This is a genomic window from Enterobacter cloacae complex sp. SYL001 (assembly GCF_049237025.1).
Taxonomy (GTDB): domain Bacteria; phylum Pseudomonadota; class Gammaproteobacteria; order Enterobacterales; family Enterobacteriaceae; genus Enterobacter; species Enterobacter intestinihominis.
The window spans coordinates 50,930-76,471 of sequence record NZ_JBMKJI010000013.1; the positions used below are offsets into that span (position 1 = coordinate 50,930).

Here is a 25,542-nt window from a genome sequence, read left to right on the forward strand (position 1 = left end):
CCCTTTGGGGAGAGGGCCGGGGTGAGGGGCAATTATTTCCCCCACAATCTCCGCGAACTGCTCTCGATCTTGCCGCTTATCCGCCGCTTCTGCATCGTTCTGGTCCAGCTGGTGGATAATCCTGCCGCTGACAGCAGGCGGTGAAACTGTTCATCGTCGAACGGCATATGCCAGGCAATGGCACAGGCCTCGAATACCGACACCTCACTCAGGCGCGAAGCCAGCTCAATCGGCGCATCCGCCGAAACCTGTCCCGCCTGCACAACGCGATACAGCCAGCCGGTTTTACCCGCGTTTTGCAGCTGGGCCGACATATCCTGAATGCCAAAATGGTAGTTAAGTTTGAAGCACGGCGAGCGCGGCTGGGTGACCTGAATCAGAGCATCGCCCCAGCGATAAATATCGCCAATAAAGACGTTCTTCTCCGTCAGCCCTTCCGTTGAGAGATTTTCGCCAAACGCGGGGGCGACGAAAAGGTCCGCCTGTTCAGGAAATTCGGTTTTCCAGTGCTGATAGTGCTCGCGCGGATAGTGGCACAGCGCGCGATCGGGCCCGCCGTGGATTTTCTTTTCGGCCTGCTGGTCGCCCGCCAAACCAAGCTCGGTAAGCGTCAGCTCACCGTCGACCTGCACTTTGGCGATAGCGCTCGGGCGACTGCCTTCGTACTCCCTTACCTTGCCTGTAAACACATTCACCGGGTAATGCATCTCCACTCCTTCAGATACAAAAAAAGCGAGTCATCAGACTCGCTTCTCACAGGCGTCAATGCAACCTTATTTTTTAGCGGCGAAACGCGCTGCTGCTTCGTCCCAGTTCACTACATCCCAGAAGGCTTTGATGTAGTCAGGGCGACGGTTCTGGAACTTCAGGTAGTAAGCGTGTTCCCACACGTCCAGACCCAGAATTGGGAAGCCGGATGCGCCAGAGATAGCTTCACCCATCAGCGGGGAGTCCTGGTTTGCGGTTGAAACGACCGCCAGTTTGTCACCTTTCAGGACCAGCCACGCCCAGCCAGAGCCGAAACGGGTTGCAGCGGCTTTTTCGAATTCCGCTTTGAAGTTGTCAACGGAACCGAAGTCACGCTCGATAGCCGCTTTCAGGTCGCCCTGAAGGGTGGTGCCGGTTTTCAGGCCTTTCCAGAACAGGCTGTGGTTAGCGTGACCGCCCGCGTTGTTGCGCAGCACGGTTTTCTTGTCTGCTGGCAGCTGGTCCAGTTTGGTGATCAGCTCTTCAACAGGCAGATTAGCGAACTCTGGCAGGCTTTCCAGCGCAGCATTCGCGTTATTCACGTAGGTCTGGTGATGTTTAGTGTGATGGATTTCCATCGTCTGCTTGTCGAAATGCGGTTCCAGTGCGTCGTAGGCATACGGCAGGGATGGCAGTGTATAACTCATAATCCTCTCCATTATTGTCGGGCGGCACAGCTGTTAATGCCGCGTAAGCAGTTGGTTCATTATAGTTAATTAAATGATATTGAAAATGATTATCAATGCCGTAGTTTTTATAAGGTTATTCGGTTTTTGAGAAATGAAGGAATTGTGAGTCTGCTCACGCGGTTAACGTGCTGATTGCCATTCAAAACAAAAGTGCGGCAACCTTCTGAAGGTTCCCAAACCGCCTAATTTTTACACTCATCAAGTCGGCGGGAAGCCTCCGGCTATAAAAACGATGAGGATGTAAAAATGAATCATGCGATTACGATGGGTATCTTCTGGCATTTGATAGGCGCGGCCAGTGCAGCCTGTTTCTATGCCCCGTTTAAAAAGGTGAAAGGCTGGTCATGGGAAACCATGTGGTCCGTTGGCGGTACCGTGTCCTGGCTGATTTTGCCGTGGACAATCAGCGCCATGCTGCTGCCCGATTTCTGGGGCTACTTCTCCTCCTTCAACGCCTCCACCCTGCTGCCGGTATTCCTGTTCGGCGCGATGTGGGGTATCGGTAATATCAACTACGGCCTCACCATGCGCTACCTCGGAATGTCGATGGGGATTGGCATCGCGATCGGCATTACGCTGATTGTTGGCACCCTGATGACGCCAATCCTCAACGGCAACTTCGATGTGCTGATCAACACCCAGGGTGGGCGAATGACGCTGCTGGGCGTGCTGGTAGCGGTGATCGGCGTGGGAATTGTCACCCGCGCGGGCCAGTTGAAAGAACGCAAGATGGGCATCAAAGCCGAAGAGTTCAATCTGAAGAAAGGGCTGCTACTGGCGGTGATGTGCGGCGTCTTCTCGGCGGGCATGTCGTTCGCGATGAACGCCGCCAAACCGATGCACGACGCCGCTGCAGCGCTGGGCGTCGACCCGCTGTACGTTGCCCTGCCAAGCTACGTGGTGATCATGGGCGGCGGCGCGCTGGTAAACCTCGGCTTTTGCTTCATTCGTTTGGCAAAAGTGAAGAATCTGTCGGTAAAAGCCGACTTCTCGCTGGCAAAACCGCTGATCGTCACCAACGTCCTGCTTTCCGCCCTCGGCGGTCTGATGTGGTATCTGCAATTCTTCTTTTACGCCTGGGGTCACGCCAGTATTCCGGCGCAGTATGACTACATGAGCTGGATGCTGCACATGAGCTTCTACGTGCTGTGCGGCGGGCTGGTTGGGCTGGTACTGAAGGAGTGGAACAACGCCGGGCGTCGTCCGGTTGGCGTGCTGAGCCTGGGCTGCGTGGTGATAATTATTGCGGCCAATATCGTCGGCCTCGGCATGGCGAACTGATTACGCTGCCTTTCGACTGCGATGACGCCACTGAACCGGCGTCATCCCTACCTCACGGTTAAACACCACCGAAAAGTAGTTACTGTCCTCAAAGCCGCAGCGCATCGCCACTTCACTCACCATCAGCTCCGTATGCTGTAACAGATACTGAGCGTGGCAGATGCGCAGCTGGCGCAGATAGTGGTTTACCGTCATCCCCGTCTGGGTGCGGAACTGCTGGCGCAGCGCGCGCTCGCTGCACTGCTCCTGCTCGCAGAATTTTTCCAGCACGAAACTCTTGTTAAGACTGCCCGCAAGCCGGGTGATGAGCTTATCCAGCAGCGCTTCCTGCGTGGTGGCAGAGGGATTATCCGTAGCGTAACGATGGCGCTTCAGGGTCATCACCAGCTGGGCAAAAAGCAGCTCCGACATCTGGTTTGCCACCGGATCGCTCTTCTGGCTCTCCTGCTCCAGCTGGGAAATCGTCTGGCGCACCTGAGCCATGCCGTTGCTGCTTAAGCGCCAGTGCGGTTCGCCTCTGGCATCATGTAAACCGGGGATATTGCCCGCCCAGTCGACATTCAGTTTAAGCCTGTCAGGGCAGTAGATGACGTTCTGCAACACCAGATCGTTAACCGAGGCGTAAGAGTGTTTATCTTCGGCGCGGATGTAGAACAGGTCTCCGCGCGTGATGCGGTAGGGACGGTCGTTGAGGACGTGCAGGCCGTTGCCCCGCCACACCAGCACCAGCTCGCAGAACTCGTGGGTATGCTCGGCAAAGACGTTTTGCGGATAGCGATCCGCCACCGCGACGGCCTGACTCGCGGAGGCAAAAAAATCATCTTTACGAAGAATTAACTGAGCAGCCACACCACAACCTCGACGGCGAATAACCGGACATTATTAGCCTTTCTGCGGTAAAAAAACGGTGACTGCCCTCGCGTTACTGAAGCAACGCGTCTTTCCCCTGACGGATATCGCGCGGCGACCAGCTAAACTCCCGGCGAAACAGCGTCGAAAAGTGGTTACTGTCGCCGAAACCGCAGCGATAGGCGATATCGGTGACGCTTTCATCCGTGTGCCTTAAAAGGTGACGCGCTTTGATCAGGCGCAGACGGTTGAGGTAGCGCTGCGGCGTCAGCCCGGTATGCTGCTTGAGCTGACGATGCAGCGTGCGCAGCGAGAGCGAAAAGTCATCCGCCAGCGTTTCCCAGCAGACATCTTCGGCAAAATGATCTTCCAGCCAGGCCATCAGCTGATTCAGGCGCGCGTCGTTATTTTCCAGCCCTTCCACCAGGCTGCTGCGCCGCAGCAGCACCAGCAGCTGCATAAACAGCATCTCGCGGGTAGCAATGGCGTGCGTCTCCTGTCCATCCTCGCTCTGCTCCATCTGGCTTACCAGCTGACGCACCTGCTGCAACGTGGACTGATTCACCCGCCAGTGCGACGGATAATGGCCGTCCTTCTCCTGCGGCAACAGCTGATTCAGCCCGGAGAGAAACTGAAACGCATCCGGAGAACGATAGAGCACATTGGTCAGGCACAGGTTATCGGTATGTTCATACAGGTGCCTGTCGTGATCGCGCACGAAGCACACCGTACCGCCGCTGATGGTATACGGCTGACCATTAAACACGTGGATGCCCGTTCCGTGCTCAACAATCACAATTTCATGAAAATCATGATGATGTTCCGGGAACGCAGCCTGAGGCAGCCGTGGCTCAATCGCAACCGGCGAAGCCCCCGAAGGAAAAAAATCGACGCTGTGCAGTACGGTCATAACGGCCTCTACCAATGAGAAAAGTTCTCAAAATAGTAATTAAGGCCTTCCCCGCTCACCTTAAATTTTTGACAGCAAACCGCGCAAAAGCTGCCGGTTTTTCAAGAAACAGGCGGAAAGATCGGGAAATGCGGTCAGCGTCACACTGCCTGCAAACCCCGCGATTACTGGAAACTGTGAACTCCCTCACGTTCATCTTTGCTTTCTTGCCAGCGCGAGATTTGGGCTGTCAGTGGCGAGAAGGTGGCTATTTCTTCCCTTTCTTACACTCCTCGGTAATGACTTAAGAAAGGACCCGACCATGACTTTTCGCCATTGTGTGGCTGTCGATTTAGGCGCATCCAGCGGCCGTGTAATGCTCGCCACCTGGGACTGCGACCTGCACACCCTTACGCTTCGCGAAATGCACCGTTTCGCCAATTGTCTGCAAAAACAGGACGGTTTTGTTACCTGGGATATCGACGCCCTGGAAGCAGAGATCCGCACCGGACTTCACAACGTCTGTGAAGACGGTATTCGCATCGACAGTATCGGCATTGATACCTGGGGTGTGGATTACGTGCTGCTGGACAGTCACGGCGAACGCGTCGGCCTGCCGGTCTCCTACCGCGACAGCCGCACCGATGGGCTGATGGCGCACGCCATCGCGCAGCTTGGCAAGGAGAACATCTATGGTCGCAGTGGCATCCAGTTTCTGCCGTTTAACACGCTGTATCAGCTACGTGCGCTGGTTGAGCAACAGCCTGAGCTGGTCGAAAAGGTGGCGCATGCGCTGCTGATCCCGGACTACTTAAGCTACCGTCTGACCGGCAATATGAACTGGGAATACACCAACGCCACCACCACGCAGCTGGTCAACATCAACACCGATAACTGGGATGGACATCTGCTGGCCTGGACGGGCGCCTCGCCGTCCTGGTTCGGCGCGCCAACCCATCCGGGCAATGTGATCGGCCACTGGCTTTGCCCGCAGGGGAATGAAATCCCTGTTGTCGCCGTCGCCAGTCACGACACCGCGAGTGCGGTCATTGCCTCGCCGCTCGCCGACAAAGATGCGGCCTATCTCTCTTCCGGCACCTGGTCGCTGATGGGCTTCGAGAGCAAAACCCCGTACACCAGCGATGCCGCGATGGCGGCGAACATCACCAACGAAGGCGGTGCCGAAGGCCGCTACCGGGTGCTGAAGAACATCATGGGGCTGTGGCTGCTCCAGCGGGTGCTGAAAGAGCAGAACATCACCGACCTGCCCGCGCTTATCGCGGAAACCGAAACGCTGAAGGCCTGCACCTTCCTGATCAACCCGAACGACGAACGCTTTATCAACCCGGTGCACATGAGCGCCGAAATCCAGGCCGCCTGTTTTGAAGCGGGGCAGCCGGTACCTTCCCGCTCCGCCGAGCTGGCACGCTGCATTTTTGACAGTCTCGCCCTGCTGTATGCCGACATCCTGAGCGAGCTGGCTGACCTTCGCGGCAAACCGTTCACACAACTGCATATCGTGGGCGGCGGCTGCCAGAACCAGCTGCTGAACCAGCTCTGCGCGGATGCCTGCGGCATTACCGTGGTGGCAGGTCCGATTGAAGCCTCCACGCTCGGCAATATCGGCATTCAGCTGATGACCCTGGACGAACTTTCAAACGTCGACGATTTCCGTTCGGTGGTGACGGCGAATAACAGCCTGACCACCTTCACCCCCCATCCCTGCCATGAAATTGCCCGCTACCGGGCGCAGTTTCAGCAAAAACGACTGACTAAGGAGCTTTGCGCATGACCACTCAACTTGAACAAGCCTGGGATCTGGCTAAACAGCGTTTCGCCGCCGTCGGCGTGGATGTCGAAGAGGCGCTGCGCCAGCTCGACCGTCTGCCCGTCTCCATGCACTGCTGGCAGGGTGATGACGTCGCCGGTTTCGAGAACCCGGGCGGTTCCCTGACGGGGGGTATTCAGGCCACGGGTAACTACCCGGGCAAAGCGCGCAACGCCACCGAACTGCGTGCGGATCTGGAGCTGGCGCTGAGCCTGATCCCCGGGCCAAAGCGCCTGAACCTGCACGCCATTTATCTCGAATCCGACGAGCCGGTCGCGCGTAACGAAATCAAACCGGAACACTTTAAGAACTGGGTGGAGTGGGCGAAAGCCAACCGGTTGGGTCTCGATTTTAACCCGTCCTGCTTCTCGCACCCGCTGAGCGCGGACGGGTTTACCCTTGCGCACGCCAACGACGAAATCCGCCAGTTCTGGATCGACCATGTCAAAGCCAGCCGCCGGGTCTCGGCGTATTTCGGCGAGCAGCTTGGCACGCCGTCGGTAATGAATATCTGGATCCCGGACGGCATGAAAGACATCACCGTAGACCGACTGGCCCCGCGTCAGCGTCTGCTGGCCGCGCTGGATGAAGCTATCAGCGAAAAACTGGACCCGGCGCACCACATCGACGCCGTCGAAAGCAAGCTGTTCGGCATTGGCGCAGAGAGCTACACCGTGGGCTCAAACGAGTTCTACATGGGTTACGCCACCAGCCGCCAGACCGCGCTGTGCCTGGATGCCGGCCACTTCCACCCAACCGAGGTGATCTCCGACAAAATCTCCGCCGCCATGCTCTACGTGCCGCGTCTGCTGCTGCACGTCAGCCGCCCGGTTCGCTGGGACAGCGACCACGTGGTGCTGCTGGATGACGAAACCCAGGCCATTGCCAGCGAAATCATCCGCCACGACCTCTTTGACCGTGTACACATTGGCCTCGACTTCTTCGACGCCTCTATCAACCGCATCGCGGCGTGGGTTATCGGCACCCGCAACATGAAGAAAGCCCTGCTGCGCGCGCTGCTGGAGCCTGTCGCCGCCCTGAAACAGCTGGAAGAAAACGGCGACTACACCGCGCGCCTGGCGCTGCTGGAAGAGCAGAAATCCCTGCCGTGGCAGGCGGTGTGGGAGATGTACTGCCAGCGTCACGATGCGCCTGCGGGCAGCCAGTGGCTGGACAACGTGCGGGCATATGAGGAAGACGTGTTGAGTCAGCGCGGGTAACTGCCCCCTCACCCCTGCCCTCTCCCCAAAGGGGAGAGGGAGCAAACCATCCCCTCTCCCCTTTGGGGAGAGGGTTAGGGTGAGGGGTTCAACCTCACCGCGATAACTGGAAATGAAAACTATGCAGACCATCACCACCTCCTGGTTCGTCCAGGGCATGATCAAAGCCACCTCTGACGCCTGGCTCAAAGGCTGGGATGAGCGCAACGGCGGCAACCTGACGCTACGCCTGGACGACGCGGATATCGAGCCATTTGCCGCCGATTTCCACCAGAAGCCGCGCTATATCGCCCTGAGCCAGCCGATGCCGCTGCTCGCCAACACGCCGTTTATCGTCACCGGTTCCGGGAAGTTCTTCCGCAACGTCCAGCTCGACCCGCAGGCCAACCTTGGCGTGGTGAAAGTGGACAGCGACGGTGCGGGCTACCACATTCTCTGGGGTCTGACGGACGACGCGGTGCCTACCTCTGAACTGCCGGCGCACTTCCTCTCCCACTGCGAGCGCATCAAGGCGACCAATGGCAAGGACCGCGTGATCATGCACTGCCACGCCACCAACCTGATCGCCCTGACCTACGTGCTGGAAAATAATTCTGATTTCTTCACCCGCAAACTGTGGGAAGGCAGTACCGAGTGTCTGGTGGTGTTCCCGGACGGCGTCGGCATTCTGCCGTGGATGGTGCCGGGCACCGACGAAATCGGTCAGGCAACCGCAACGGACATGCAGAAGCACTCACTGGTGCTGTGGCCGTTCCACGGCGTCTTCGGCAGCGGCCCGACGCTGGATGAAACCTTCGGCCTGATCGACACCGCCGAGAAATCCGCGGAAGTGCTGGTGAAGGTCTATTCCATGGGCGGCATGAAGCAGACCATCACCCGGGAAGAGCTGATCGCCCTGGGCAAACGCTTTGGCGTCACCCCCATGCAGTCGGCGTTAGATCTGTACCAATAACAACATCGCGCCCCGCTCATTGAGACGGGGCGAAAACCACCTGCAATCCCTACAACTAACTCAAGTCAGTGGAGTAAAAGCAATGAAAATAAAAGCAAGCTTGATCCTCACCGTTGCCGCTCTGGCGTTGTCCGGTTCCGCTTTAGCAGAAGTGAAAATCGCCCTGGTGGCGAAGTCCTTAGGAAATGGATTCTTCGAGGCAGCGAACGTCGGCGCGCAGGAGGCGGCCAAAGAGTTAGGCGATGTGAAAGTGATTTATACCGGCCCGACCACCACCACGGCGGAAGCGCAGATCGAGGTGCTGAACGGGTTGATCGCCCAGGGCGTGGATGCGATCGCGATTTCCGCGAACGATCCGGACGCCGTCGTGCCGGTGCTGAAAAAAGCGATGCAGCGCGGCATTAAGGTTGTGTCGTGGGACTCCGGGGTGGCGAAAGCCGGACGCCAGATCCACCTCAACCCGTCCAATAATGCCCTGATTGGCGAAACCAACGTGAAGCTCGCCGCCGACGCGCTGAAAGCGCTGAATGTCGAGAAAGGCGACGTGGCGGTGCTGAGCGCCACGCCAACCTCCACCAACCAGAATACATGGATTGCGGAGATGAAAAAGGTGCTGCCGAAGTACCCGTCCGTCAATCTGGTGACCGTGGCCTACGGAGACGATCTCTCTGACAAAAGCTACCGCGAAGCGGTCGGCTTGCTGAAAACCTACCCCGAACTGAAAGTGATTGTTTCGCCATCGTCCGTGGGCATTGTGGCCGCTGCGCAGGCGGTGAAGGACCAGGGCAAGATTGGCAAAGTGTACGTCACCGGTTTAGGCCTGCCGTCCGAGATGGCGGGCGCGGTGAAGTCCGGCGCGAGCAAGAGCTTTGCCATCTGGAACCCGATCGACCTCGGCTATGCGGCAACCTACCTGGCGGATGACCTGGTGAAAGGCACGGCCACGAAAGGTGAGGCCAGCATGGGCAGACTGGGCAAAGTGAAGCTGGATGCTGACGGCAACGGCGCGATGGCCGAGCCGTTCGTCTACGATGCCAGCAATATTGATAAGTTCTCGAAAATCTTTTGATGCAATTTGTTGGCCGGATAAGCGTAGCGCCATCCGGCAAAAGGCGGGTGGCGCTGCCGCTTACCCGCCCGACAAATTCCTCTGTCCAGGAGAACTATCATGACCCCATTGCTACAGCTTTCTGGCATCACCAAGGTGTTCCCCGGCGTGCGTGCCCTTGAGAACGTGCAGCTTGCGCTGTGGCCCGGCAAAGTGACGGCGCTTATCGGCGAAAACGGCGCGGGCAAGTCGACGCTGGTCAAAGTGATGACCGGCATTTACCAGCCCGACGAGGGCGAAATTCTCTATAAAGCGATCCCCGTTCATCTCCCGACGCCGGAGTCGGCGCATAAAATGGGCATCACCGCCATTCACCAGGAAACCGTGCTGTTTGATGAACTCTCGGTCACCGAGAATATTTTTGTCGGTCAGTACCTTCACAAAGGCTTCCTGAAAAAGCTCGACTGGCCGGAAATGCACCGCCGGGCGCAGGCGATCCTCACGCGGCTGGAAGTGCAAATCGACCCGCGCGCGACGCTGAAAACCCTGAGCATCGCCCAGCGTCACATGGTGGCGATTGCCCGCGCGCTGTCGTTTGAGGCGCAGGTGGTGATCCTCGATGAACCCACGGCGGCGCTGTCGCAGCATGAAATCCTCGAGTTTTACCAGATTGTGGAGCGCTTAAAGCAGGAGGGCAAAGCCATCCTGTTTATCTCCCACAAGTTCGACGAGATTTTTGAGCTGGCGGACCATTACACCATTTTGCGCGACGGCGCGTTCGTCGGCGCAGGTGCAATAAATGAGATCACCGAGGAGCGGATGGTGTCGATGATGGTCGGGCGCGCCATTACCCAAACTTTCCCTAAAATCGACTGCGAAAAAGGCGAGACGGTGCTGGAGGTGAAAAACCTCTGCCATCCGACCGAGTTTGCGCATATCTCGTTCTCCCTGCGTAAAGGGGAAATCCTCGGCTTTTACGGGCTGGTGGGGGCCGGGCGTACCGAGCTGATGCAGGCGCTTTCCGGCGTCACGCGGCCATCGTCCGGGGAAATTATCCTCAACGGACAGCCCCGGCGCTTCTGCCAGCCTGCGGATGCGATCAAAGCCGGTATCGTCTGCGTGCCGGAAGAAAGACAGAAACAGGGGGCGATTATCGCCCTGCCGATTGCCCAGAACATCAGCCTGCCTCAGCTCAGCAAGCTCAATCCGAACGGTGTGCTGCATGACGACCGTGAATGGAAGCTGGCGGACGAGTACGCCAAACGCCTGCAAGTGAAAGCCTTCAGCTGGAAGCAGGCGGTGGAGACCCTCTCTGGCGGCAACCAGCAAAAGGTTGTGATCGGCAAATGGCTGGCGACGCACCCTGACGTGATTATCCTCGATGAGCCGACAAAAGGCATCGATATCGGCTCAAAAGCAGCCGTGCATCAGTTTATGTCCGAGCTGGTCAGTCAGGGGCTGGCGGTAATTATGGTCTCGTCCGAACTGCCGGAAGTGATGGGCATGGCGGATCGCATTATCGTCATGCACGAGGGGCTGATGGTGGCCGAGTACCAGGCGGGAGACGCGACGGCGGAAACCATCGTCAGCGCCGCCAGCGGTGCAAAACAGGAGGCGGCATAATGCTTAGCTCACTCTTAAAACACCGCGAAGCCCTGCTGGGCGCGGTGATTATCCTGATGATCGTCGCCATTGGCAGCCGCGTGCCATCGTTTATCGCGCCGGGCAACCTGGTGGAGATGTTTAACGACACCGCCATTCTGATCGTCCTCGCGCTCGGGCAGATGATGGTGCTGCTCACGAAAGGCATCGACCTGTCGATGGCGGCCAATCTGGCCCTGACCGGGATGATTGTCGCCCTGATTAATTTCCATTACCCGGACGTGCCCGTCTGGGCGCTGCTGATCCTTGCCAGCGTGCTTGGGCTGCTGATGGGCGCGATAAACGGCCTGCTGGTGTGGAAGCTGGGCATTCCGGCGATTGTGGTAACGCTCGGCACTATGAGCATCTACCGCGGAATGATCTTTTTGCTCTCCGGCGGCGGCTGGGTGAACTCAAACCAGATGGGTACAGATTTCCTCGGCCTGCCACGTGCGTCAGTGCTGGGCTTGCCGGTGCTGAGCTGGTGCGCCATCGCCGCGCTGCTGCTGGTGGGCTACTTCCTGCGCTACAGCCGCACCGGACGAGCGCTCTACACCGCAGGCGGTAATGCCACGGCAGCGTACTACACCGGGATCAACGCCGGAAAAATGCAGTTCATTAGTTTCTGCCTTTCCGGTCTGCTGGCCGGGTTCTGCGGCTACCTGTGGATATCGCGCTTTGCCGTTGCGTATGTTGACGTCGCTAACGGTTTTGAATTGCAGGTGGTGGCAGCCTGTGTGATTGGGGGGATCAGCACCATGGGCGGCACCGGGCGCGTGCTCGGCTGTCTGTTTGGCGCACTGTTCCTCGGGGTGATTAACAACGCCCTGCCGGTGATCGGCGTCTCCCCGTTCTGGCAGATGGCGATTTCCGGCACGGTAATTGTGATAGCAGTGCTGCTGAACGAGCGCGGCAATAAACGTAAAGGCCGATTGATACTACGCGATGCGGCGCTGGCACGTCAGAAACTGGCGGTGAAATCATGAGTAAAATGATGACATCTGAAGCAATCAAACCCACTTCTGCGCCGGGCTTCTTCCAGCGTCTGCTGTGCTGGGAGGGCTTCCTGCTGGCGGTGACGCTGGCGGTGTTTGTGGTGAACGCGCTCGCCTCACCCTACTTCCTCAATATCTGGAACCTCTCCGACGCGACGTTCAACTTCACCGAAAAAGCGATCATCGTGTTGCCGATGGCGATGCTGATTATCGCCAGGGAAATTGACCTGTCGGTAGCCTCCACCATCGCGCTCAGCTCCACGGTGATGGGCTTTTGCGCTGCGGCGGGCGTCGATACGCCGCTGCTGGTCTGCGTCGGATTAGGCGTCGGGCTACTGTGCGGGCTGTTCAACGGCATTTTGGTGACGCGCTTTAACCTGTCGTCCATCGTCATCACCATCGGCACCATGAGCCTGTACCGCGGGATCACCTACATCCTGCTCGGGGACCAGGCGCTGAACAGCTACCCTGAGAGCTTCGCCTGGTTCGGCCAGGGCTACGTCTGGGGCGCGTTGTCGTTTGAGTTTGCGCTGTTTATCGTGCTGGCCGCTCTGTTTGCCTTTGTGCTGCACCGCACCAACTTTGGCCGCCGCACCTACGCCATCGGCAACAACCCGACCGGCGCGTGGTACTCCGGCATCAACGTGAAGCGCCACAACCTGATCCTCTTCGCGCTGGTGGGGCTGATGTCCGGCCTGGCGTCGGTGCTGCTTACCTCGCGTCTGGGCAGCACCCGCCCGACCATCGCGATGGGCTGGGAGCTGGCGGTGGTGACGATGGCGGTGCTCGGCGGCGTCAATATTCTCGGTGGGTCCGGCAGCATGGTGGGCGTGATTATCGCCGCCTTCCTGATGGGGCTGGTGACCTTCGGCCTGAGCCTGCTCAACGTGCCCGGCATTGTGATGTCGGTGATTATCGGCGCGATGCTGATCGTGGTGATTTCGCTGCCGATTATTACCCGCCGGATGATGCTGCGAAGACGGAATTAAATTGCCCCTCACCCCTGCCCGCTCCCCTGAGGGGAGAGGGTGAAAAGCCGCACCAAGCAGTCCCCTCTCCCCTCCGGGGAGAGGGTTAGGGTGAGGGGAACGGATTACCTCAAAAGCATATTAAGGAGAATTATCATGAGCTTTATGTTGGCACTCCCCAAAATCAGCCTGCACGGCGCGGGCGCAATCGGCGATATGGTCAACCTGGTGGCGAGCAAGCAGTGGGGAAAGGCACTGGTTGTCACCGACGGTCAGTTGGTAAAACTCGGCCTGCTCGACAGCCTGTTTAACGCGCTGGACGCCCATCAGATGTCGTATCACCTGTTCGATGAGGTCTTCCCAAACCCAACGGAAGCGCTGGTGCAAAAAGGCTATGCGGCATATCAGGATGCAGAGTGTGATTACCTGATTGCCTTTGGCGGCGGCAGCCCGATTGATACCGCCAAGGCAATCAAAATCCTCACTGCCAACCCCGGTCCGTCAACCGATTATTCCGGCGTCGGCAAGGTGAAAAACGCGGGCGTGCCGCTGGTGGCGATCAACACCACCGCAGGCACGGCAGCGGAGATGACCAGCAACGCGGTGATCATCGACGCCGCGCGTCAGGTTAAAGAGGTGATTATCGACCCGCACATCATCCCGGATATCGCCGTGGACGATGCCAGCGTGATGCTCGATATTCCGGCCTCCGTGACCGCCGCAACCGGCATGGACGCGCTAACCCACGCCATTGAAGCTTACGTCTCCGTGGGCGCACACCCGCTGACCGATGCCAACGCGCTGGAAGCCATTCGTCTGATCAACCTCTGGCTGCCGAAAGCGGTCGACGACGGTCACAACCTGGAAGCGCGCGAGCAGATGGCTTTTGGGCAGTATCTGGCGGGCATGGCGTTTAACAGCGCCGGGCTGGGGCTGGTGCATGCTCTGGCGCACCAGCCGGGCGCGACGCACAACCTGCCGCACGGCGTCTGCAACGCCATCCTGCTGCCGATCATCGAAAACTTTAACCGCCCGAACGCGGTCGCCCGATTCGCCCGTGTGGCGCAGGCGATGGGCGTTGACACGCGCGGCATGAGCGACGAAGCGGCCAGCATGTCCGCCATTCAAGCGATTCGCGATCTAAGTGCCCGCGTCGGCATTCCGTCCGGATTTAGCCAGCTCGGCGTCACCAAAGCCGATATTGAAGGCTGGCTGGATAAAGCGCTCGCTGACCCGTGCGCGCCGTGCAACCCACGTACCGCCAGCCGCGATGAGGTCCGCGAGCTGTACCTGGAGGCATTATGATCCGCAAAGCGTTTGTGATGCAGGTAAACCCGGATGCGCACGAGGAGTATGCGCGCCGCCACAACCCGATCTGGCCTGAGCTGGAAGCGGTACTGAAAGCCCACGGCGCGCACCACTACGCCATTTACCTCGACAAAGCCCGCAACCTGCTGTTTGCGACAGTGGAGATTGAATCGGAGGAGCGCTGGAACGCGGTGGCAAATACCGACGTCTGCCAGCGCTGGTGGAAACATATGGCTGACGTTATGCCGTCTAACCCGGACAACAGCCCGGTGAGTGCGGAGCTGAACGAGGTGTTTTACCTGGACTGATGTGTTAACGCTGCTGCCCCTGCGGTAGCAGCTATCTCCCGCCTGCCACTCAGCGTAAACGCCGACACAACCGTAATCGCCAGCACGAAGCAGCCCAGCATCAGGTACGTCTCCTGGAAGCCGACCCGGTCATACATATTTCCGGCAAAGGCGGAGAGGAAGATCGCCGCCGACTGTTTGGCAAACTGGAAGCCAATCAGGTAGATGGTGGCCGACAGGCGCGTATCAAACACCCCGGTGATGTACTTGAATGCCCCCACCAGCAGGAACGGGACTTCCAGCGCGTGCAGCATCTTCAGGGCAATCACCTCCACGGCAGTGGTGGCAAACGACGAGCCGATAATGCGCGTCGCCATGATTACCCCGGCAATCAACAGCGTGTTTTTCGCGCCGATGCGGTTAATGATCCACGGCGAGCAGAACATGATGATCGCGTTACAGATTTCCCCGGCCGTGGTGGCGAAACCAAAGGCGCGGGTCCCCTCCTGCGGTGTGGCGAAAAAGGTTTTAAAGAAGGTGGCAAACTGCTGGTCGAAGACGTCATACACGCAGGCCACGCCAATCACGTACAGGATGAACATCCACATTCTGCGCTGGCGGAACAGGGTGAAGACGGTTTTAGCGGTGATCTGCGGCTGATTGGCGCCCAGGGCATTCATCACCTGCGCCGTCTGGTTGGGCTTCGGTTTCGCAACCACCAGCAGCAGCATCAACAAAAGCGCTGCCGCCGATCCCATCCAGAAAACATACGACGGATCGATGCCGAACAGGATGCCGCCCGTTGAGGCGCACAGCCCCCAGCCGAGACAGCCGAACATGCGCGCCTTGCCGTACTCAAAAAAGCTGTTGCGGCTCACGCGTTCAATGTAGGCCTCAATCGCCCCCGAACCCGCTGAGAAGACAAAGCCGATATACAACCCACCGCTCAGCGCCCCCAGCCAGATATTGGTTTTCAGCAGCGGGGCGAAGACGTACAGGAAGAACGGCGCGAACAGGAACAGCAGCACCGAAATGATCCACAGCAGGTGTTTTTTCAGCCCCAGCTTGTCCGAAATGACCCCCAGCACCGGCTGGAAGGCAATGGCCGACAGCGAGATGCAGGAGAAAACAATCCCCGTATGGGTTTTGTTCAGGCCGATGATGTCCGACAGCCAGATCGGCAGGAACGGAAAACAGGTGGCCATGATGAAGAAGTAGAGAAAGAAGAACAGCCCGAAGATCCAGAAGTTAGGGTTGTCTTTGTGGGTACAGGTTGTTGTGTTCATTATTTTTATCCTCAACGGAGGGCCGGTTGCCCGGCCCGTCACCCTTACACGCGTTCCACACCAATCAGAATGGCGGTTTCCGGATCCAGAATTGGCAGCGCAATACCCGCCTGCATCAGCCATTCACCGCTTACCGTTTGCGGCGCGTCCATCCACGCCGGCAGCTTGCGCATGGTGTGCCCGCCCTCGCCCGTAATCTGAATGTTCGGGTGATCGAGCAGCGTGATGCGGTACTGCGCGCTGGCGTCTAACCCCGGCATGCGCAGCGGCATCATCAGGGTGTAATCCGGCATCGCGAGCTGGCTGACCAAAAACAGCCCCTGCGTCTTGTCTTCGCTCACTATACCCTGCGCCAGGGTGGTGGCGTCCGGCATATCCACGCGCCACTGGGTGCCGTGATGAATGACCTCGCGCCACCGCTTATACAGCGCGGCGTAATGTCGATAGCCTTCACGCTCCTGCGCGTCGACGGTGAGCGGATCCAGCTCCAGCCCCATGTGACCAAACAGCGCCGTCAGTCCGCGGAACTGAATGCTGTGCTGGCGGAAGGTAGCGTGACATTTATGATGACCGATATGCGCCCCCATCACCTCCGGCGGGAAGAAGTAGCTCATGCCGCGCTGGATAGTGTTGCGCTCCAGCGCGTCGTTATTGTCGGACGCCCAGAAGCGGTGGCAGCGGGTCAGCACTTCATAATCGATTCGCCCGCCGCCGGAGGAGCAGGATTCAAACTCAATGTGCGGGAAACGCTCGCCCAGCACGTCCAGCAGGCGATAAAACTGGCGGGTCTGGGCATCGGCGGCGGCTTTGCCCTTGTGCCCTGGCTGCACCAGCTCGCGGTTCATGTCCCACTTCACGTAGTCGACCGCATGCTCGCCCAGCAGCCAGCTCATGCGCTCGACCAGATAATCAAAGGCCTGCGGAATATTAAGATTGAGCACCAGCTGATGTCGCCCGGTCGCCTGGGCGTAGCCCGGCAGCGCCAGCACCCAGTCAGGGTGCGCGCGATACAGATCGGAATCCGGGTTAATCATCTCCGGCTCAACCCAAATACCAAACTCCATGCCAAGCTGTTTAACGTGATCGATCACCGGCTTAAGGCCGTTCGGGTATTTTTTCTCGTCCAGATACCAGTCGCCCAGCGCCGCGTGGTCATCGTTGCGGCCTTTGAACCAGCCGTCGTCGATAATAAAGCGCTCCACGCCCAGCGCTGCGGCCTCGTCGGCCATGCGCATGATGTAGTCCGGATCGTGGTTGAAGTAGATCCCCTCCCAGGTGTTGAGGTGCACCGGGCGCGGTTTATCTTCCGGGAAGCGGATAACGTTGTCGCGCAGATAACGGTGGAACTGCTGGCTCATGCCGTTCAGCCCGTGCGGGGAGTGGCTGGCATACAGGCGCGGCGTCCAGAGCGTTTCCCCCTCTTCAATCGCCATTTCACCCGGCAGGTAGAGCGCTTCGGCCTGCATATAGCGGCGGCCATCGGTTTTCGCTTCCGCGCGCAGGCGGTGGTTGCCGCTCCAGCCCAGATGCACGCCCCAGACGTGGCCGTGCATTTCACTGAATGACGGCGTACCTGAAATCAGTGCCGGGAAATGTTCGTGGGAGGTTTTACCCCGGCGGTTTTCAATCACGAAGCTGTCGTGCTCAAGCGTAACGCGGTGCGGCTGAAACTCCCTGATCCAGCGTCCGTGGAAGGCCATCACCTCCTGCGCACGTTCGGCCACCGGCAGCGTCACGGCAAAGCGATCCACCTGCCACGCCAGCGTTTTCAGGTTGGTTAACCCATGGCGCACCACCAGTACGCCGCTGGCATCCAGCACCAGCTCGCTGGTCAGGCGCAGGCCCGCCTGTTTATCTTCCGCCGTTACCGTCAGGGTTTGCCCCTGCTGTTGTACGCCTGTGGTGGTGAAGACAGGCGAACCGTCCAGCCCCTGGCGATGCCCCTCGATGCCGGGCGAACCAAACAGGCCGTGCCCCAGCTCTGCCATCAGCGTGACGGGCGAGTCGACGTCCAGCCTGCCGTTAGCAACCGGGCGCGCAATACTCAGCACATCCTGCGGCGAAAAGTGGTGAAGGTGCGGTCCCCAGTAGAGAATTTCGGCGAACGGATGGGTTTTTAGCACCACGTCAACCGTATTGCTTTCAAGTCGAAAAATGGCATCTTGCATCGGACATCTCCTGTCATCGGGATGTCCTGAGTGTTGATCCGAAACGTTTCGGATATAAACCACAACGTTTCGGATCTGTGATCGAGTTTTGAATTTTTGGTGTAATCAGGCCGTCTGGGCTGGGGAAAATTCCGGCTGCCAGAGCACCTGAAGCGTATCAATGTCGTCGCCGTTAATCAGCTGGCGCACCATATCGGCAATCTGTTTCCCGACGCCCTGACGGGTAGACTGGATCACCGCCGCGACGTCGATATCGACAATGCTGTCCTGCGGTAAACCGTCATAGACCACCAGCGAGACGGCATTTTCACCGGTTAAGCGCCCCATCTGCGCCAGAGCCATCGCTGCGCCGTCGCCGTGAGTGTTGCAGTCGGTAATGATGGCCGTGGGCGGCTGCGGCAGGGAGAGAAGTTCTTGCGTGGTGGCATACCCCACGCGGCGCGAAGGGGGCATGGCGCGCAGCCATTCGCTGGAAAGACCGGCTTCCCGCAGCGCGTCCAGGAAGCCCTGGCGACGCTGGGTGATGAATGCCTGGTTGTTGCTTTCGCCCAGCAGCGCAATGCGCTGATGGCCTTTCTCGATCAGCCAGCGGGTGGCCTGATACGTACCGGCATAGTTGTCGAAATCGAACCACGCGTACGGCTGCGGCAGCTGGCTGCGGCCGAGCGCCAGGAACGGGAACCCGGCGGCCTGAAGCTGCTCAAGACGCGGATCGTGATCCAGCGTATGCGCCACTATCAGCGCATCCACGCGTCGGCTCTGCACCATGCGCATATAGCTGTGTTTGTCCGCCAGATCGTCGTCAGCGATGAGCAGCAGGTCAATCTCATGTCGCGCCAGTTCGTGGCTAATTTCGCCGACCATGTCCATAAAAACGCTGTTATTGAGCGGAACAGGATGCACCGGAAACACCAACCCGACGGCGTCGATTTTGCCCATCTTCAGGCGACGGGCAAAGGTATTTGGTCGGTAGCCACGGCGCTGGGCCTCCGCTTCCACGCGGGCGCGCGTCTCAGCAGAAACGTCGTCATATCCGTTGAGGGCGCGGCTGACGGTGGTAACAGACAGCCCCAGTTCTTTGGCAATGGCTTTAAGCGACATGATTTTCCGTATCTTCTTTAGTTTTGTTCCGCCACCAGCAGCGCGTGCGTATCTGGCTCCAGCGCCTTAAAGATATGCGGCTGGTCAGCAGGGTAGCAAATGTAATCTCCCGGGCCGAGTTCTTCCGCCGCGTCGATCAGACCGACCATCGCCCGCCCCTGGGTCACGATAATATGCTCAACCGACCCTGGCGGATGCGGCTGGGAAATACGGTCTGCCCCCGGCTGAGTCAGCAGCAGGTAGATATCACGACGCGCCCCCGGCGGACACGCCGCGAGCAAAATCGCCTCGTAGTTCGCCTGCCCGGCGACAACTTTTGTGCCCTCGCCGCGGCGGATCACCTGCGTGACGGGCTGCTGTGGCTCCAGTAACCGGGCAAACGGAATATCCAGCGCCACGCAAAGCGACCAGAGCGTTTCCAGGCTAGGGTTGCCGTTGCCAGACTCCAGTTGTGAAAGCGTGGATTTGGCGATCCCGGCACGGCGGGCGATCTCCGCCAGCGAAAGTCCGGTTCGCAGGCGTTCTCGCACCAGGCTTCTGGCGATTACGCTGATTGGCTGCGTCATAATAACGGCCTCATTCTCTCTATAACGAACGAATCGTTCGCCTTGTAAAACGTTTTTGATGCGTTCATTATAATGGAAATACGTTCGATATGGCTAAAATGGTATGAAGAATCACCTCTCTTGCCTGAAAGGCGACACGATAAAAGCGATCGTCCTGGTCTGCCTCGCGGTGGGCGTGGTCGGCATGTCCTACGGCTCGCTGGCGATGGCCTACGGCTTCCCGCTGTGGGTGCCATTTGTCCTCTCCCTCACGGTGCTGGCAGGCGCATCCGAGTTTATGTTTATCGGCATCGTAGCGAGCGGCGGCAATCCGCTGGCGGCGGCCGCAGCCGGTTTACTGGTAAACGCGCGCCATGTGCCGTTCGGCGTGACGGTGCGTGACCTGGTGGGCAAGCGCGGCCTGAGCTTTCTGGGCTGTCATATCATGAACGATGAAAGCGTGGTGTTTGGCCTGTCGCAAAAAACCGCCGAGCAGCGTAAAGCGGCCTACTGGCTGTGCGGGTTAGGCGTGGCAATCATCTGGCCGCTGGGCGCGGTGCTGGGGGCGATGGTCGGCAAGCTACTGCCAGACCCGGAAACCATCGGGCTGGACGCGGTGTTCCCGGCGATCCTGCTGGCGTTAGTGGTGCCGGCATTTAAAAACCGTACCACGCTGATCCGCGCCTGTAGCGGCGCGGTGTTGTCGCTGGCCGCCGTACCGTTTGCGCCGGTTGGCCTACCGGTGCTGCTCTCTTTGCTCGGCCTTGCCGCGAGGAAAAAATAATGGAAAACATGACGGTCTTTATTCTCGGCATCGCCATTCTTTCTGCCGGAACCTATCTGATGCGTCTCGGCGGGGCAAAACTCGGCAGCCGGCTGGCGCTTTCTGAACGGTCGCAGGCGCTGCTTTCAGATGCGGCTACCGTTTTGTTGTTCTCCGTCGCGCTGGCGACAACGTTTTATGAAGGGGACCATTTTGCCGGGATGGCGCGCGTGCTGGGGGTGGGGTTCGCGGTGTTTTTGGCCTGGCGCAAAATGCCGTTAATTGTGGTGATCGTCGCGGCGGCGGTGGTGACGGCGCTGCTGCGTCTGGCGGGCATAAACTAAAAAAGCGCCCCAGGGGCGCTCTTTCGACGGTACTGCGAAATTATTTGTTCAGTTCAGCGGTCATGTGTACGCGGTTACCGGTGAATGCCTAAGTAATTTTGTAGGATGACGCGCCCGCTTCCTGAGCCTGTGCGGCGATTTTAGCTTCTGCACCGTCCAGCGTAGAGGCGGATGCGGTCACAGTCTGCGCAGCGAAAGAACCGAAAGATGTAGCCAGAGCGATTACTGCGACAAAAGTTTTGATGCTTTTCATGAGATAAACCCTTTCGTTAAGTTGTTTAGATAAGGCACCATGCCTTGATGAGATAAATACTAGACCTCATCATGAACAACTAAAAGCGGAAGGATTTGCTATACTCATTCAAAATTACTGATTAACAATTAATCGCTGCGGATGGGTGTAAATTGTCGCCCTGCCTGGCTTGCAGAACCCCACCAGCGTCAGGTTGCAGCGCTCCGCCACTTCAACCGCCAGCGTGGTTGCCGCTGACACCGCAAACAAAATTTCCACGCCGCACATGGCGGATTTTTGCACCATCTCGTAGCTGGCGCGGCTGGAAACGAGCGCGGCCCCTTGCAGCCAGACGTTGTTTTCCCGAGCGCGACGGCCCAGCAGCTTATCCAGCGCGACGTGGCGGCCAACATCTTCATGCCCGCCTGCAATGCTCCCCGACGGCAATACCCACGCCGCCGCATGCGTACAACCGCTGAGCTGGCCGATGGGCTGAACGTCATTCAGGTGCTCAAGCGCCCGATCAAGATGCGCCAGATTGAACGTCTGGGTGAACGGCAGCGGGATAATGGGTTTGCCGATATCGTTAAGCTGTTCAACACCGCACACGCCGCAGCCGGTACGTCCGGCCAGCGCCCGGCGGCGCTCTTTCAGCCCCATAAAGCGGCGGCTGGAGAGTTCGATTTGCACTTCGAGACCGTTACAGGCCGGTACGACGTCCATGCCGTAGATCTCCTGCGGATGCGCAATGATGCCTTCCGAGAGGGAGAAACCGATGGCGAACAGCTCGAGATCTTTCGGCGAGGCCATCATCACCACATGCGAAATCCCGTTGTAAACCAGGGCAACGGGGACCTCTTCCGCCAGAAAATCCGGCGTGGCATGTGAAATGTGAGGCGGTCTGTGTACCGACAGTTCCACAATGCCCGCAGGCAGTGGCGACGCGTGGGTAGCACGGTTTTGTTTAAACACGACGGTATTCCTGAACAACCACGGAAGTGAGCCTGCTATTGCACCACAAACAGCGGACCTTACGCATAGTATGGATCAACTTTTCAGCATCCATTCTCCTACTCAATTCGGAGGGGTGCAACCGGTCATCTGCTACACACCCTTAACATCCGCAGAGAGAAATGTGATTGATATCACACTTTATAATCAATGCCGTGATAATACGTTCACTTTGTTTTAACGCCGTTGGAACAGGCGTACCGACATTGTGGTATTCTGGGCTTATCCCTCGGAGAAATGAGGGATTAACGCAAATTTTTCTCCTTTGCGGTTAATTCTCAACCGCAAAGTAAAACTACATAGCAATGTCGTAATGAACCAAGGAGTGACCCATGCAGGTCAGCAGAAGGCAGTTCTTTAAGATCTGCGCTGGCGGTATGGCAGGCACCACGGCGGCGGCACTGGGCTTTGCGCCCGGCGTAGCGCTGGCGGAAACTCGGCAGTATAAACTGCTGCGCACCCGCGAAACCCGTAACACCTGTACGTACTGCTCCGTCGGCTGTGGGCTGTTAATGTATAGCCTCGGCGACGGTGCGAAAAACGCCAAAGCATCTATTTTCCACATCGAAGGCGATCCGGATCATCCGGTCAACCGTGGTGCGCTGTGTCCGAAAGGGGCCGGTCTGGTAGATTTTATCCACTCCGAAAGCCGCCTGAAGTTTCCTGAGTACCGCGCTCCCGGCTCTGACAAATGGCAACAAATCAGCTGGGAAGAGGCGTTCGATCGCATCGCTAAGCTGATGAAAGAAGACCGCGATGCCAACTTTATTGCGAAGAATGCCGAAGGCACCACCGTTAACCGCTGGCTCTCCACCGGCATGCTGTGTGCTTCAGCGTCCAGTAACGAAACCGGCTATTTAACCCAGAAATTTACGCGCGCACTCGGTATGCTCGCGGTCGACAACCAGGCGCGTGTCTGACACGGACCAACGGTAGCAAGTCTTGCTCCAACATTTGGTCGCGGTGCGATGACCAACCACTGGGTCGACATCAAGAACGCCAACCTTATTGTGGTGATGGGCGGTAACGCCGCTGAAGCGCACCCTGTCGGGTTCCGCTGGGCGATGGAAGCCAAAATCCACAACGGCGCGAAGCTGATTGTGATCGATCCCCGCTTTACGCGTACAGCGTCAGTGGCGGATTTCTACACCCCTATTCGTTCAGGTACTGACATCACTTTCCTGTCAGGCGTATTGCTGTACCTGATGACCAACGAAAAATATAACCGCGAGTACACCGAAGCCTATACCAACGCCAGCCTGATCGTGCGTGAGGATTACCACTTCGAAGATGGCCTGTTCAGCGGTTATGACGCCGAAAAACGCAGGTACGACAAAACCAGCTGGAACTACGAGCTGGACGAAAACGGCTTTGCGAAGCGCGACACCACCCTGCAACACCCGCGCTGCGTGTGGAACCTGCTGAAAGAGCACGTGTCCCGCTATACGCCAGAGGTTGTCGAAAACATCTGTGGGACGCCGAAGGCGGACTTCCTGAAGGTGTGCGAGTTGATTGCGGAAACCAGCGCCAAAGATAAGACCGCGTCGTTCCTGTATGCACTCGGCTGGACGCAGCACTCCATCGGCGCGCAGAACATCCGCACCATGGCGATGGTTCAGTTGCTGCTCGGCAACATGGGGATGGCAGGCGGCGGCGTTAACGCCCTGCGCGGTCACTCCAACATTCAGGGTCTGACCGACCTTGGCCTGCTGTCTCAGAGCCTGACGGGTTACATGAACCTGCCGAGCGAGAAACAGACCGACCTGCAAACCTATCTGACGGCCAGCACGCCAAAACCGCTGCTCGAAGGCCAGGTAAACTACTGGGGCAACTATCCGAAGTTCTTCGTCTCGCTAATGAAAGCCTTCTACGGCGACAAGGCGACGGCGGAAAACAGCTGGGGCTTTGACTGGCTGCCGAAGTGGGACAAAGGGTACGACGTCCTCCAGTACTTCGAAATGATGCACCAGGGCCAGGTCAACGGCTATATCTGCCAGGGCTTTAACCCGGTGGCGTCGTTCCCGAACAAGAACAAGGTTGTCGAGTCTCTGTCGAAACTGAAGTACCTGGTGACAATTGACCCGCTCAATACCGAAACCTCGACGTTCTGGCAGAACCACGGTGAGTCGAACGATGTCGACCCGTCGAAGATTCAGACCGAAGTGTTCCGTCTGCCGTCCACCTGCTTCGCGGAAGAGAACGGCTCTATCGTCAACTCTGGCCGCTGGTTGCAGTGGCACTGGAAAGGCGCGGACGCCCCGGGCATCGCCCTGAACGACGGCGAGATCCTGGCCGGTATCTTCTTACGCCTGCGTAAAATGTACGCGGCTGAAGGCGGCGCAACGCCTGAGCCGGTGCTGAACATGACCTGGAACTATTCGACGCCGGAAAACCCTGCGCCGGAAGAAGTGGCCATGGAGAGCAACGGTAAGGCGCTGGCGGACGTTATCGACCCGGCGACCGGCACCGTGCTGGCGAAGAAAGGCGATCAGCTCAGCACCTTCGCACACCTGCGTGACGACGGTACGACGTCAAGCGGCTGCTGGATTTTTGCCGGTAGCTGGACGCCGAAAGGCAACCAGATGGCCAACCGCGATAACGCCGACCCGTCGGGCCTCGGTAATACGCTGGGCTGGGCATGGGCATGGCCGCTTAACCGCCGCATCCTCTATAACCGTGCCTCTGCTGACCCGCAGGGCAACCCGTGGGATCCGAAGCGTCAGCTACTCAAGTGGGACGGCGCGAAATGGGGCGGTGTGGATATTCCGGACTACAGCACTGCCGCACCAGGCAGCGATGTCGGGCCGTTTATCATGCAGCCTGAAGGGATGGGGCGCCTGTTTGCTATCGATAAGATGGCGGAAGGTCCGTTCCCGGAACACTATGAGCCGTTTGAGACGCCGCTGGGTACTAACCCGCTGCACCCGAACGTGGTCTCTAACCCGGCAGCCCGTATCTTCAAGGGCGATTTTGAAGCTCTGGGTAAAAAGGACAAGTTCCCGTATGTCGGCACCACCTACCGTCTGACCGAGCACTTCCACTACTGGACCAAGCACGCGCTGCTTAACGCCATCGCGCAGCCGGAACAGTTTGTGGAGATCGGCGAGAAGCTGGCGGGCAAGCTCGGCATCGCCCATGGCGATACCGTGAAGGTCTCCTCTAACCGCGGCTACATCAAAGCCAAGGCGGTGGTGACCAAGCGTATTCGCACGCTGAACGTTCATGGTCAGCAGGTGGATACCATCGGCATCCCAATTCACTGGGGTTATGAGGGCGTGGCGAAGAAAGGGTTCATTGCGAATACCCTGACGCCGTTCGTCGGTGATGCGAACACGCAGACGCCGGAGTTTAAGGCCTTCCTCGTGAACGTGGAAAAGGTGTAACGGAGAC

General features: G+C 58.4%; 23 protein-coding genes. 13 read left to right on the forward strand and 10 right to left on the reverse strand.

The features are described from left to right. Positions 1–32: 32 nt before the first annotated feature. Entirely contained in the window at positions 33–707 is a 675-nt protein-coding gene (yiiM, locus tag ACOTZP_RS13620) for a 6-hydroxyaminopurine reductase (protein WP_038416933.1), read from the reverse strand. Between the two features lie 66 nt (positions 708–773). Then, on the reverse strand, positions 774–1,394 hold the full coding sequence (gene sodA, locus ACOTZP_RS13625) for a superoxide dismutase [Mn] (protein ID WP_003861999.1): 621 nt from the start codon (positions 1,392–1,394) through the stop codon (positions 774–776). Positions 1,395–1,682: 288 nt separating this feature from the next. Here sodA and rhaT point away from each other — a divergent pair, with 288 nt between their 5' ends. Continuing rightward, on the forward strand, positions 1,683–2,717 hold the full coding sequence (gene rhaT / locus ACOTZP_RS13630; RefSeq protein ID WP_022649813.1) for an L-rhamnose/proton symporter RhaT: 1,035 nt from the start codon (positions 1,683–1,685) through the stop codon (positions 2,715–2,717). On the opposite strand, the gene rhaR is transcribed toward rhaT, so the two are convergent. Together rhaR and rhaS (ACOTZP_RS13640) are read right to left on the reverse strand one after the other, a co-directional pair. Then, the gene (gene rhaR / locus ACOTZP_RS13635; protein ID WP_022649814.1) at positions 2,718–3,566 is read right to left on the reverse strand and encodes an HTH-type transcriptional activator RhaR; all 849 of its coding nucleotides are present in this window, start codon (positions 3,564–3,566) and stop codon (positions 2,718–2,720) included. A gap of 73 nt (positions 3,567–3,639) precedes the next feature. Then, a complete protein-coding gene (rhaS, locus tag ACOTZP_RS13640; RefSeq protein WP_022649815.1) occupies positions 3,640–4,476 on the reverse strand; it encodes an HTH-type transcriptional activator RhaS in 837 nt (278 codons plus the stop codon). Positions 4,477–4,777: 301 nt separating this feature from the next. Between rhaS (ACOTZP_RS13640) and rhaB the strand changes: the two genes are divergently transcribed. The 9 genes from rhaB to rhaM all read left to right on the forward strand — a co-directional run bounded on the left by rhaB (position 4,778) and on the right by rhaM (position 14,723). Further along, entirely contained in the window at positions 4,778–6,247 is a 1,470-nt protein-coding gene (rhaB, locus tag ACOTZP_RS13645; protein WP_271074923.1) for a rhamnulokinase, read from the forward strand. Further along, positions 6,244–7,503 carry an L-rhamnose isomerase gene (gene rhaA / locus ACOTZP_RS13650; RefSeq protein ID WP_022649817.1) on the forward strand — a complete coding sequence of 420 codons (1,260 nt, stop codon included), beginning with the start codon at positions 6,244–6,246 and terminating at the stop codon, positions 7,501–7,503. Before rhaB ends, rhaA begins: the two co-directional genes overlap by 4 nt. Positions 7,504–7,624: 121 nt before the next feature. Next, positions 7,625–8,455 (forward strand): rhamnulose-1-phosphate aldolase, encoded by an 831-nt coding sequence (gene rhaD, locus ACOTZP_RS13655; RefSeq protein WP_022649818.1) that lies wholly within the window; start codon positions 7,625–7,627, stop codon positions 8,453–8,455. A gap of 82 nt (positions 8,456–8,537) precedes the next feature. Continuing rightward, positions 8,538–9,524 (forward strand): rhamnose ABC transporter substrate-binding protein, encoded by a 987-nt coding sequence (gene rhaS, locus ACOTZP_RS13660; protein ID WP_023298909.1) that lies wholly within the window; start codon positions 8,538–8,540, stop codon positions 9,522–9,524. 99 nt (positions 9,525–9,623) lie between these two features. Next, entirely contained in the window at positions 9,624–11,126 is a 1,503-nt protein-coding gene (locus ACOTZP_RS13665) for a sugar ABC transporter ATP-binding protein (RefSeq protein WP_038416934.1), read from the forward strand. Next, on the forward strand, positions 11,126–12,130 hold the full coding sequence (locus ACOTZP_RS13670; protein WP_023305096.1) for an ABC transporter permease: 1,005 nt from the start codon (positions 11,126–11,128) through the stop codon (positions 12,128–12,130). The genes ACOTZP_RS13665 and ACOTZP_RS13670 overlap by 1 nt, the downstream gene beginning before the upstream one ends. After that, entirely contained in the window at positions 12,127–13,128 is a 1,002-nt protein-coding gene (locus ACOTZP_RS13675) for an ABC transporter permease (RefSeq protein WP_271074922.1), read from the forward strand. The genes ACOTZP_RS13670 and ACOTZP_RS13675 overlap by 4 nt, the downstream gene beginning before the upstream one ends. Before the next feature lie 135 nt (positions 13,129–13,263). Further along, positions 13,264–14,412 (forward strand): lactaldehyde reductase, encoded by a 1,149-nt coding sequence (gene fucO, locus ACOTZP_RS13680; protein ID WP_063853136.1) that lies wholly within the window; start codon positions 13,264–13,266, stop codon positions 14,410–14,412. Then, positions 14,409–14,723 (forward strand): L-rhamnose mutarotase, encoded by a 315-nt coding sequence (rhaM, locus tag ACOTZP_RS13685; RefSeq protein ID WP_022649824.1) that lies wholly within the window; start codon positions 14,409–14,411, stop codon positions 14,721–14,723. Before fucO ends, rhaM begins: the two co-directional genes overlap by 4 nt. Here rhaM and ACOTZP_RS13690 read toward each other — a convergent pair. The 4 genes from ACOTZP_RS13690 to ACOTZP_RS13705 all read right to left on the reverse strand — a co-directional run bounded on the left by ACOTZP_RS13690 (position 14,711) and on the right by ACOTZP_RS13705 (position 19,823). Continuing rightward, positions 14,711–15,988 (reverse strand): MFS transporter, encoded by a 1,278-nt coding sequence (locus ACOTZP_RS13690; RefSeq protein WP_063853137.1) that lies wholly within the window; start codon positions 15,986–15,988, stop codon positions 14,711–14,713. The genes rhaM and ACOTZP_RS13690 overlap by 13 nt on opposite strands. Positions 15,989–16,032: 44 nt before the next feature. Next, entirely contained in the window at positions 16,033–18,156 is a 2,124-nt protein-coding gene (locus tag ACOTZP_RS13695) for an alpha-galactosidase (protein ID WP_271074921.1), read from the reverse strand. A gap of 105 nt (positions 18,157–18,261) precedes the next feature. Further along, positions 18,262–19,257: a LacI family DNA-binding transcriptional regulator gene (locus tag ACOTZP_RS13700; RefSeq protein WP_421633735.1), complete on the reverse strand. Its 996-nt coding sequence runs from the start codon at positions 19,255–19,257 to the stop codon at positions 18,262–18,264. Positions 19,258–19,274: 17 nt separating this feature from the next. Continuing rightward, positions 19,275–19,823, reverse strand: a complete 549-nt coding sequence (locus ACOTZP_RS13705; RefSeq protein WP_023305101.1) for a helix-turn-helix domain-containing protein — start codon at positions 19,821–19,823, stop codon at positions 19,275–19,277. Positions 19,824–19,926: 103 nt separating this feature from the next. Here ACOTZP_RS13705 and ACOTZP_RS13710 point away from each other — a divergent pair, with 103 nt between their 5' ends. Then, entirely contained in the window at positions 19,927–20,586 is a 660-nt protein-coding gene (locus tag ACOTZP_RS13710) for an AzlC family ABC transporter permease (protein ID WP_003861971.1), read from the forward strand. Continuing rightward, complete coding sequence (locus ACOTZP_RS13715; protein WP_022649832.1) at positions 20,586–20,909, forward strand: AzlD domain-containing protein; 324 nt, start codon at positions 20,586–20,588, stop codon at positions 20,907–20,909. The genes ACOTZP_RS13710 and ACOTZP_RS13715 overlap by 1 nt, the downstream gene beginning before the upstream one ends. 88 nt (positions 20,910–20,997) lie before the next feature. Here ACOTZP_RS13715 and ACOTZP_RS13720 read toward each other — a convergent pair whose 3' ends face one another. Together ACOTZP_RS13720 and fdhD are read right to left on the reverse strand one after the other, a co-directional pair. Beyond that, positions 20,998–21,162 carry a DUF1471 domain-containing protein gene (locus ACOTZP_RS13720; protein ID WP_108400214.1) on the reverse strand — a complete coding sequence of 55 codons (165 nt, stop codon included), beginning with the start codon at positions 21,160–21,162 and terminating at the stop codon, positions 20,998–21,000. Positions 21,163–21,276: 114 nt separating this feature from the next. Beyond that, positions 21,277–22,113, reverse strand: a complete 837-nt coding sequence (gene fdhD / locus ACOTZP_RS13725; protein WP_063152737.1) for a formate dehydrogenase accessory sulfurtransferase FdhD — start codon at positions 22,111–22,113, stop codon at positions 21,277–21,279. Positions 22,114–22,484: 371 nt separating this feature from the next. Here fdhD and fdnG point away from each other — a divergent pair, with 371 nt between their 5' ends. After that, positions 22,485–25,535 carry a formate dehydrogenase-N subunit alpha gene (gene fdnG, locus ACOTZP_RS13730; RefSeq protein WP_087878250.1) on the forward strand — a complete coding sequence of 1,017 codons (3,051 nt, stop codon included), beginning with the start codon at positions 22,485–22,487 and terminating at the stop codon, positions 25,533–25,535. Positions 25,536–25,542 lie beyond the last annotated feature (7 nt).

What these genes read in the sequence shown, in the direction of transcription:
- yiiM (WP_038416933.1), bottom strand. Translation starts at nt 707, where the DNA reads ATGCATTACCCGGTGAATGTGTTTACAGGCAAGGTAAGGGAGTACGAA.
- sodA (WP_003861999.1), bottom strand. Translation starts at nt 1,394, where the DNA reads ATGAGTTATACACTGCCATCCCTGCCGTATGCCTACGACGCACTGGAA.
- rhaT (WP_022649813.1), top strand. Translation starts at nt 1,683, where the DNA reads ATGAATCATGCGATTACGATGGGTATCTTCTGGCATTTGATAGGCGCG.
- rhaS (WP_022649815.1), bottom strand. Translation starts at nt 4,476, where the DNA reads ATGACCGTACTGCACAGCGTCGATTTTTTTCCTTCGGGGGCTTCGCCG.
- rhaB (WP_271074923.1), top strand. Translation starts at nt 4,778, where the DNA reads ATGACTTTTCGCCATTGTGTGGCTGTCGATTTAGGCGCATCCAGCGGC.
- rhaA (WP_022649817.1), top strand. Translation starts at nt 6,244, where the DNA reads ATGACCACTCAACTTGAACAAGCCTGGGATCTGGCTAAACAGCGTTTC.
- rhaD (WP_022649818.1), top strand. Translation starts at nt 7,625, where the DNA reads ATGCAGACCATCACCACCTCCTGGTTCGTCCAGGGCATGATCAAAGCC.
- rhaS (WP_023298909.1), top strand. Translation starts at nt 8,538, where the DNA reads ATGAAAATAAAAGCAAGCTTGATCCTCACCGTTGCCGCTCTGGCGTTG.
- ACOTZP_RS13665 (WP_038416934.1), top strand. Translation starts at nt 9,624, where the DNA reads ATGACCCCATTGCTACAGCTTTCTGGCATCACCAAGGTGTTCCCCGGC.
- ACOTZP_RS13670 (WP_023305096.1), top strand. Translation starts at nt 11,126, where the DNA reads ATGCTTAGCTCACTCTTAAAACACCGCGAAGCCCTGCTGGGCGCGGTG.
- ACOTZP_RS13675 (WP_271074922.1), top strand. Translation starts at nt 12,127, where the DNA reads ATGAGTAAAATGATGACATCTGAAGCAATCAAACCCACTTCTGCGCCG.
- fucO (WP_063853136.1), top strand. Translation starts at nt 13,264, where the DNA reads ATGAGCTTTATGTTGGCACTCCCCAAAATCAGCCTGCACGGCGCGGGC.
- rhaM (WP_022649824.1), top strand. Translation starts at nt 14,409, where the DNA reads ATGATCCGCAAAGCGTTTGTGATGCAGGTAAACCCGGATGCGCACGAG.
- ACOTZP_RS13690 (WP_063853137.1), bottom strand. Translation starts at nt 15,988, where the DNA reads ATGAACACAACAACCTGTACCCACAAAGACAACCCTAACTTCTGGATC.
- ACOTZP_RS13695 (WP_271074921.1), bottom strand. Translation starts at nt 18,156, where the DNA reads ATGCAAGATGCCATTTTTCGACTTGAAAGCAATACGGTTGACGTGGTG.
- ACOTZP_RS13700 (WP_421633735.1), bottom strand. Translation starts at nt 19,257, where the DNA reads ATGTCGCTTAAAGCCATTGCCAAAGAACTGGGGCTGTCTGTTACCACC.
- ACOTZP_RS13705 (WP_023305101.1), bottom strand. Translation starts at nt 19,823, where the DNA reads ATGACGCAGCCAATCAGCGTAATCGCCAGAAGCCTGGTGCGAGAACGC.
- ACOTZP_RS13710 (WP_003861971.1), top strand. Translation starts at nt 19,927, where the DNA reads ATGAAGAATCACCTCTCTTGCCTGAAAGGCGACACGATAAAAGCGATC.
- ACOTZP_RS13715 (WP_022649832.1), top strand. Translation starts at nt 20,586, where the DNA reads ATGGAAAACATGACGGTCTTTATTCTCGGCATCGCCATTCTTTCTGCC.
- ACOTZP_RS13720 (WP_108400214.1), bottom strand. Translation starts at nt 21,162, where the DNA reads ATGAAAAGCATCAAAACTTTTGTCGCAGTAATCGCTCTGGCTACATCT.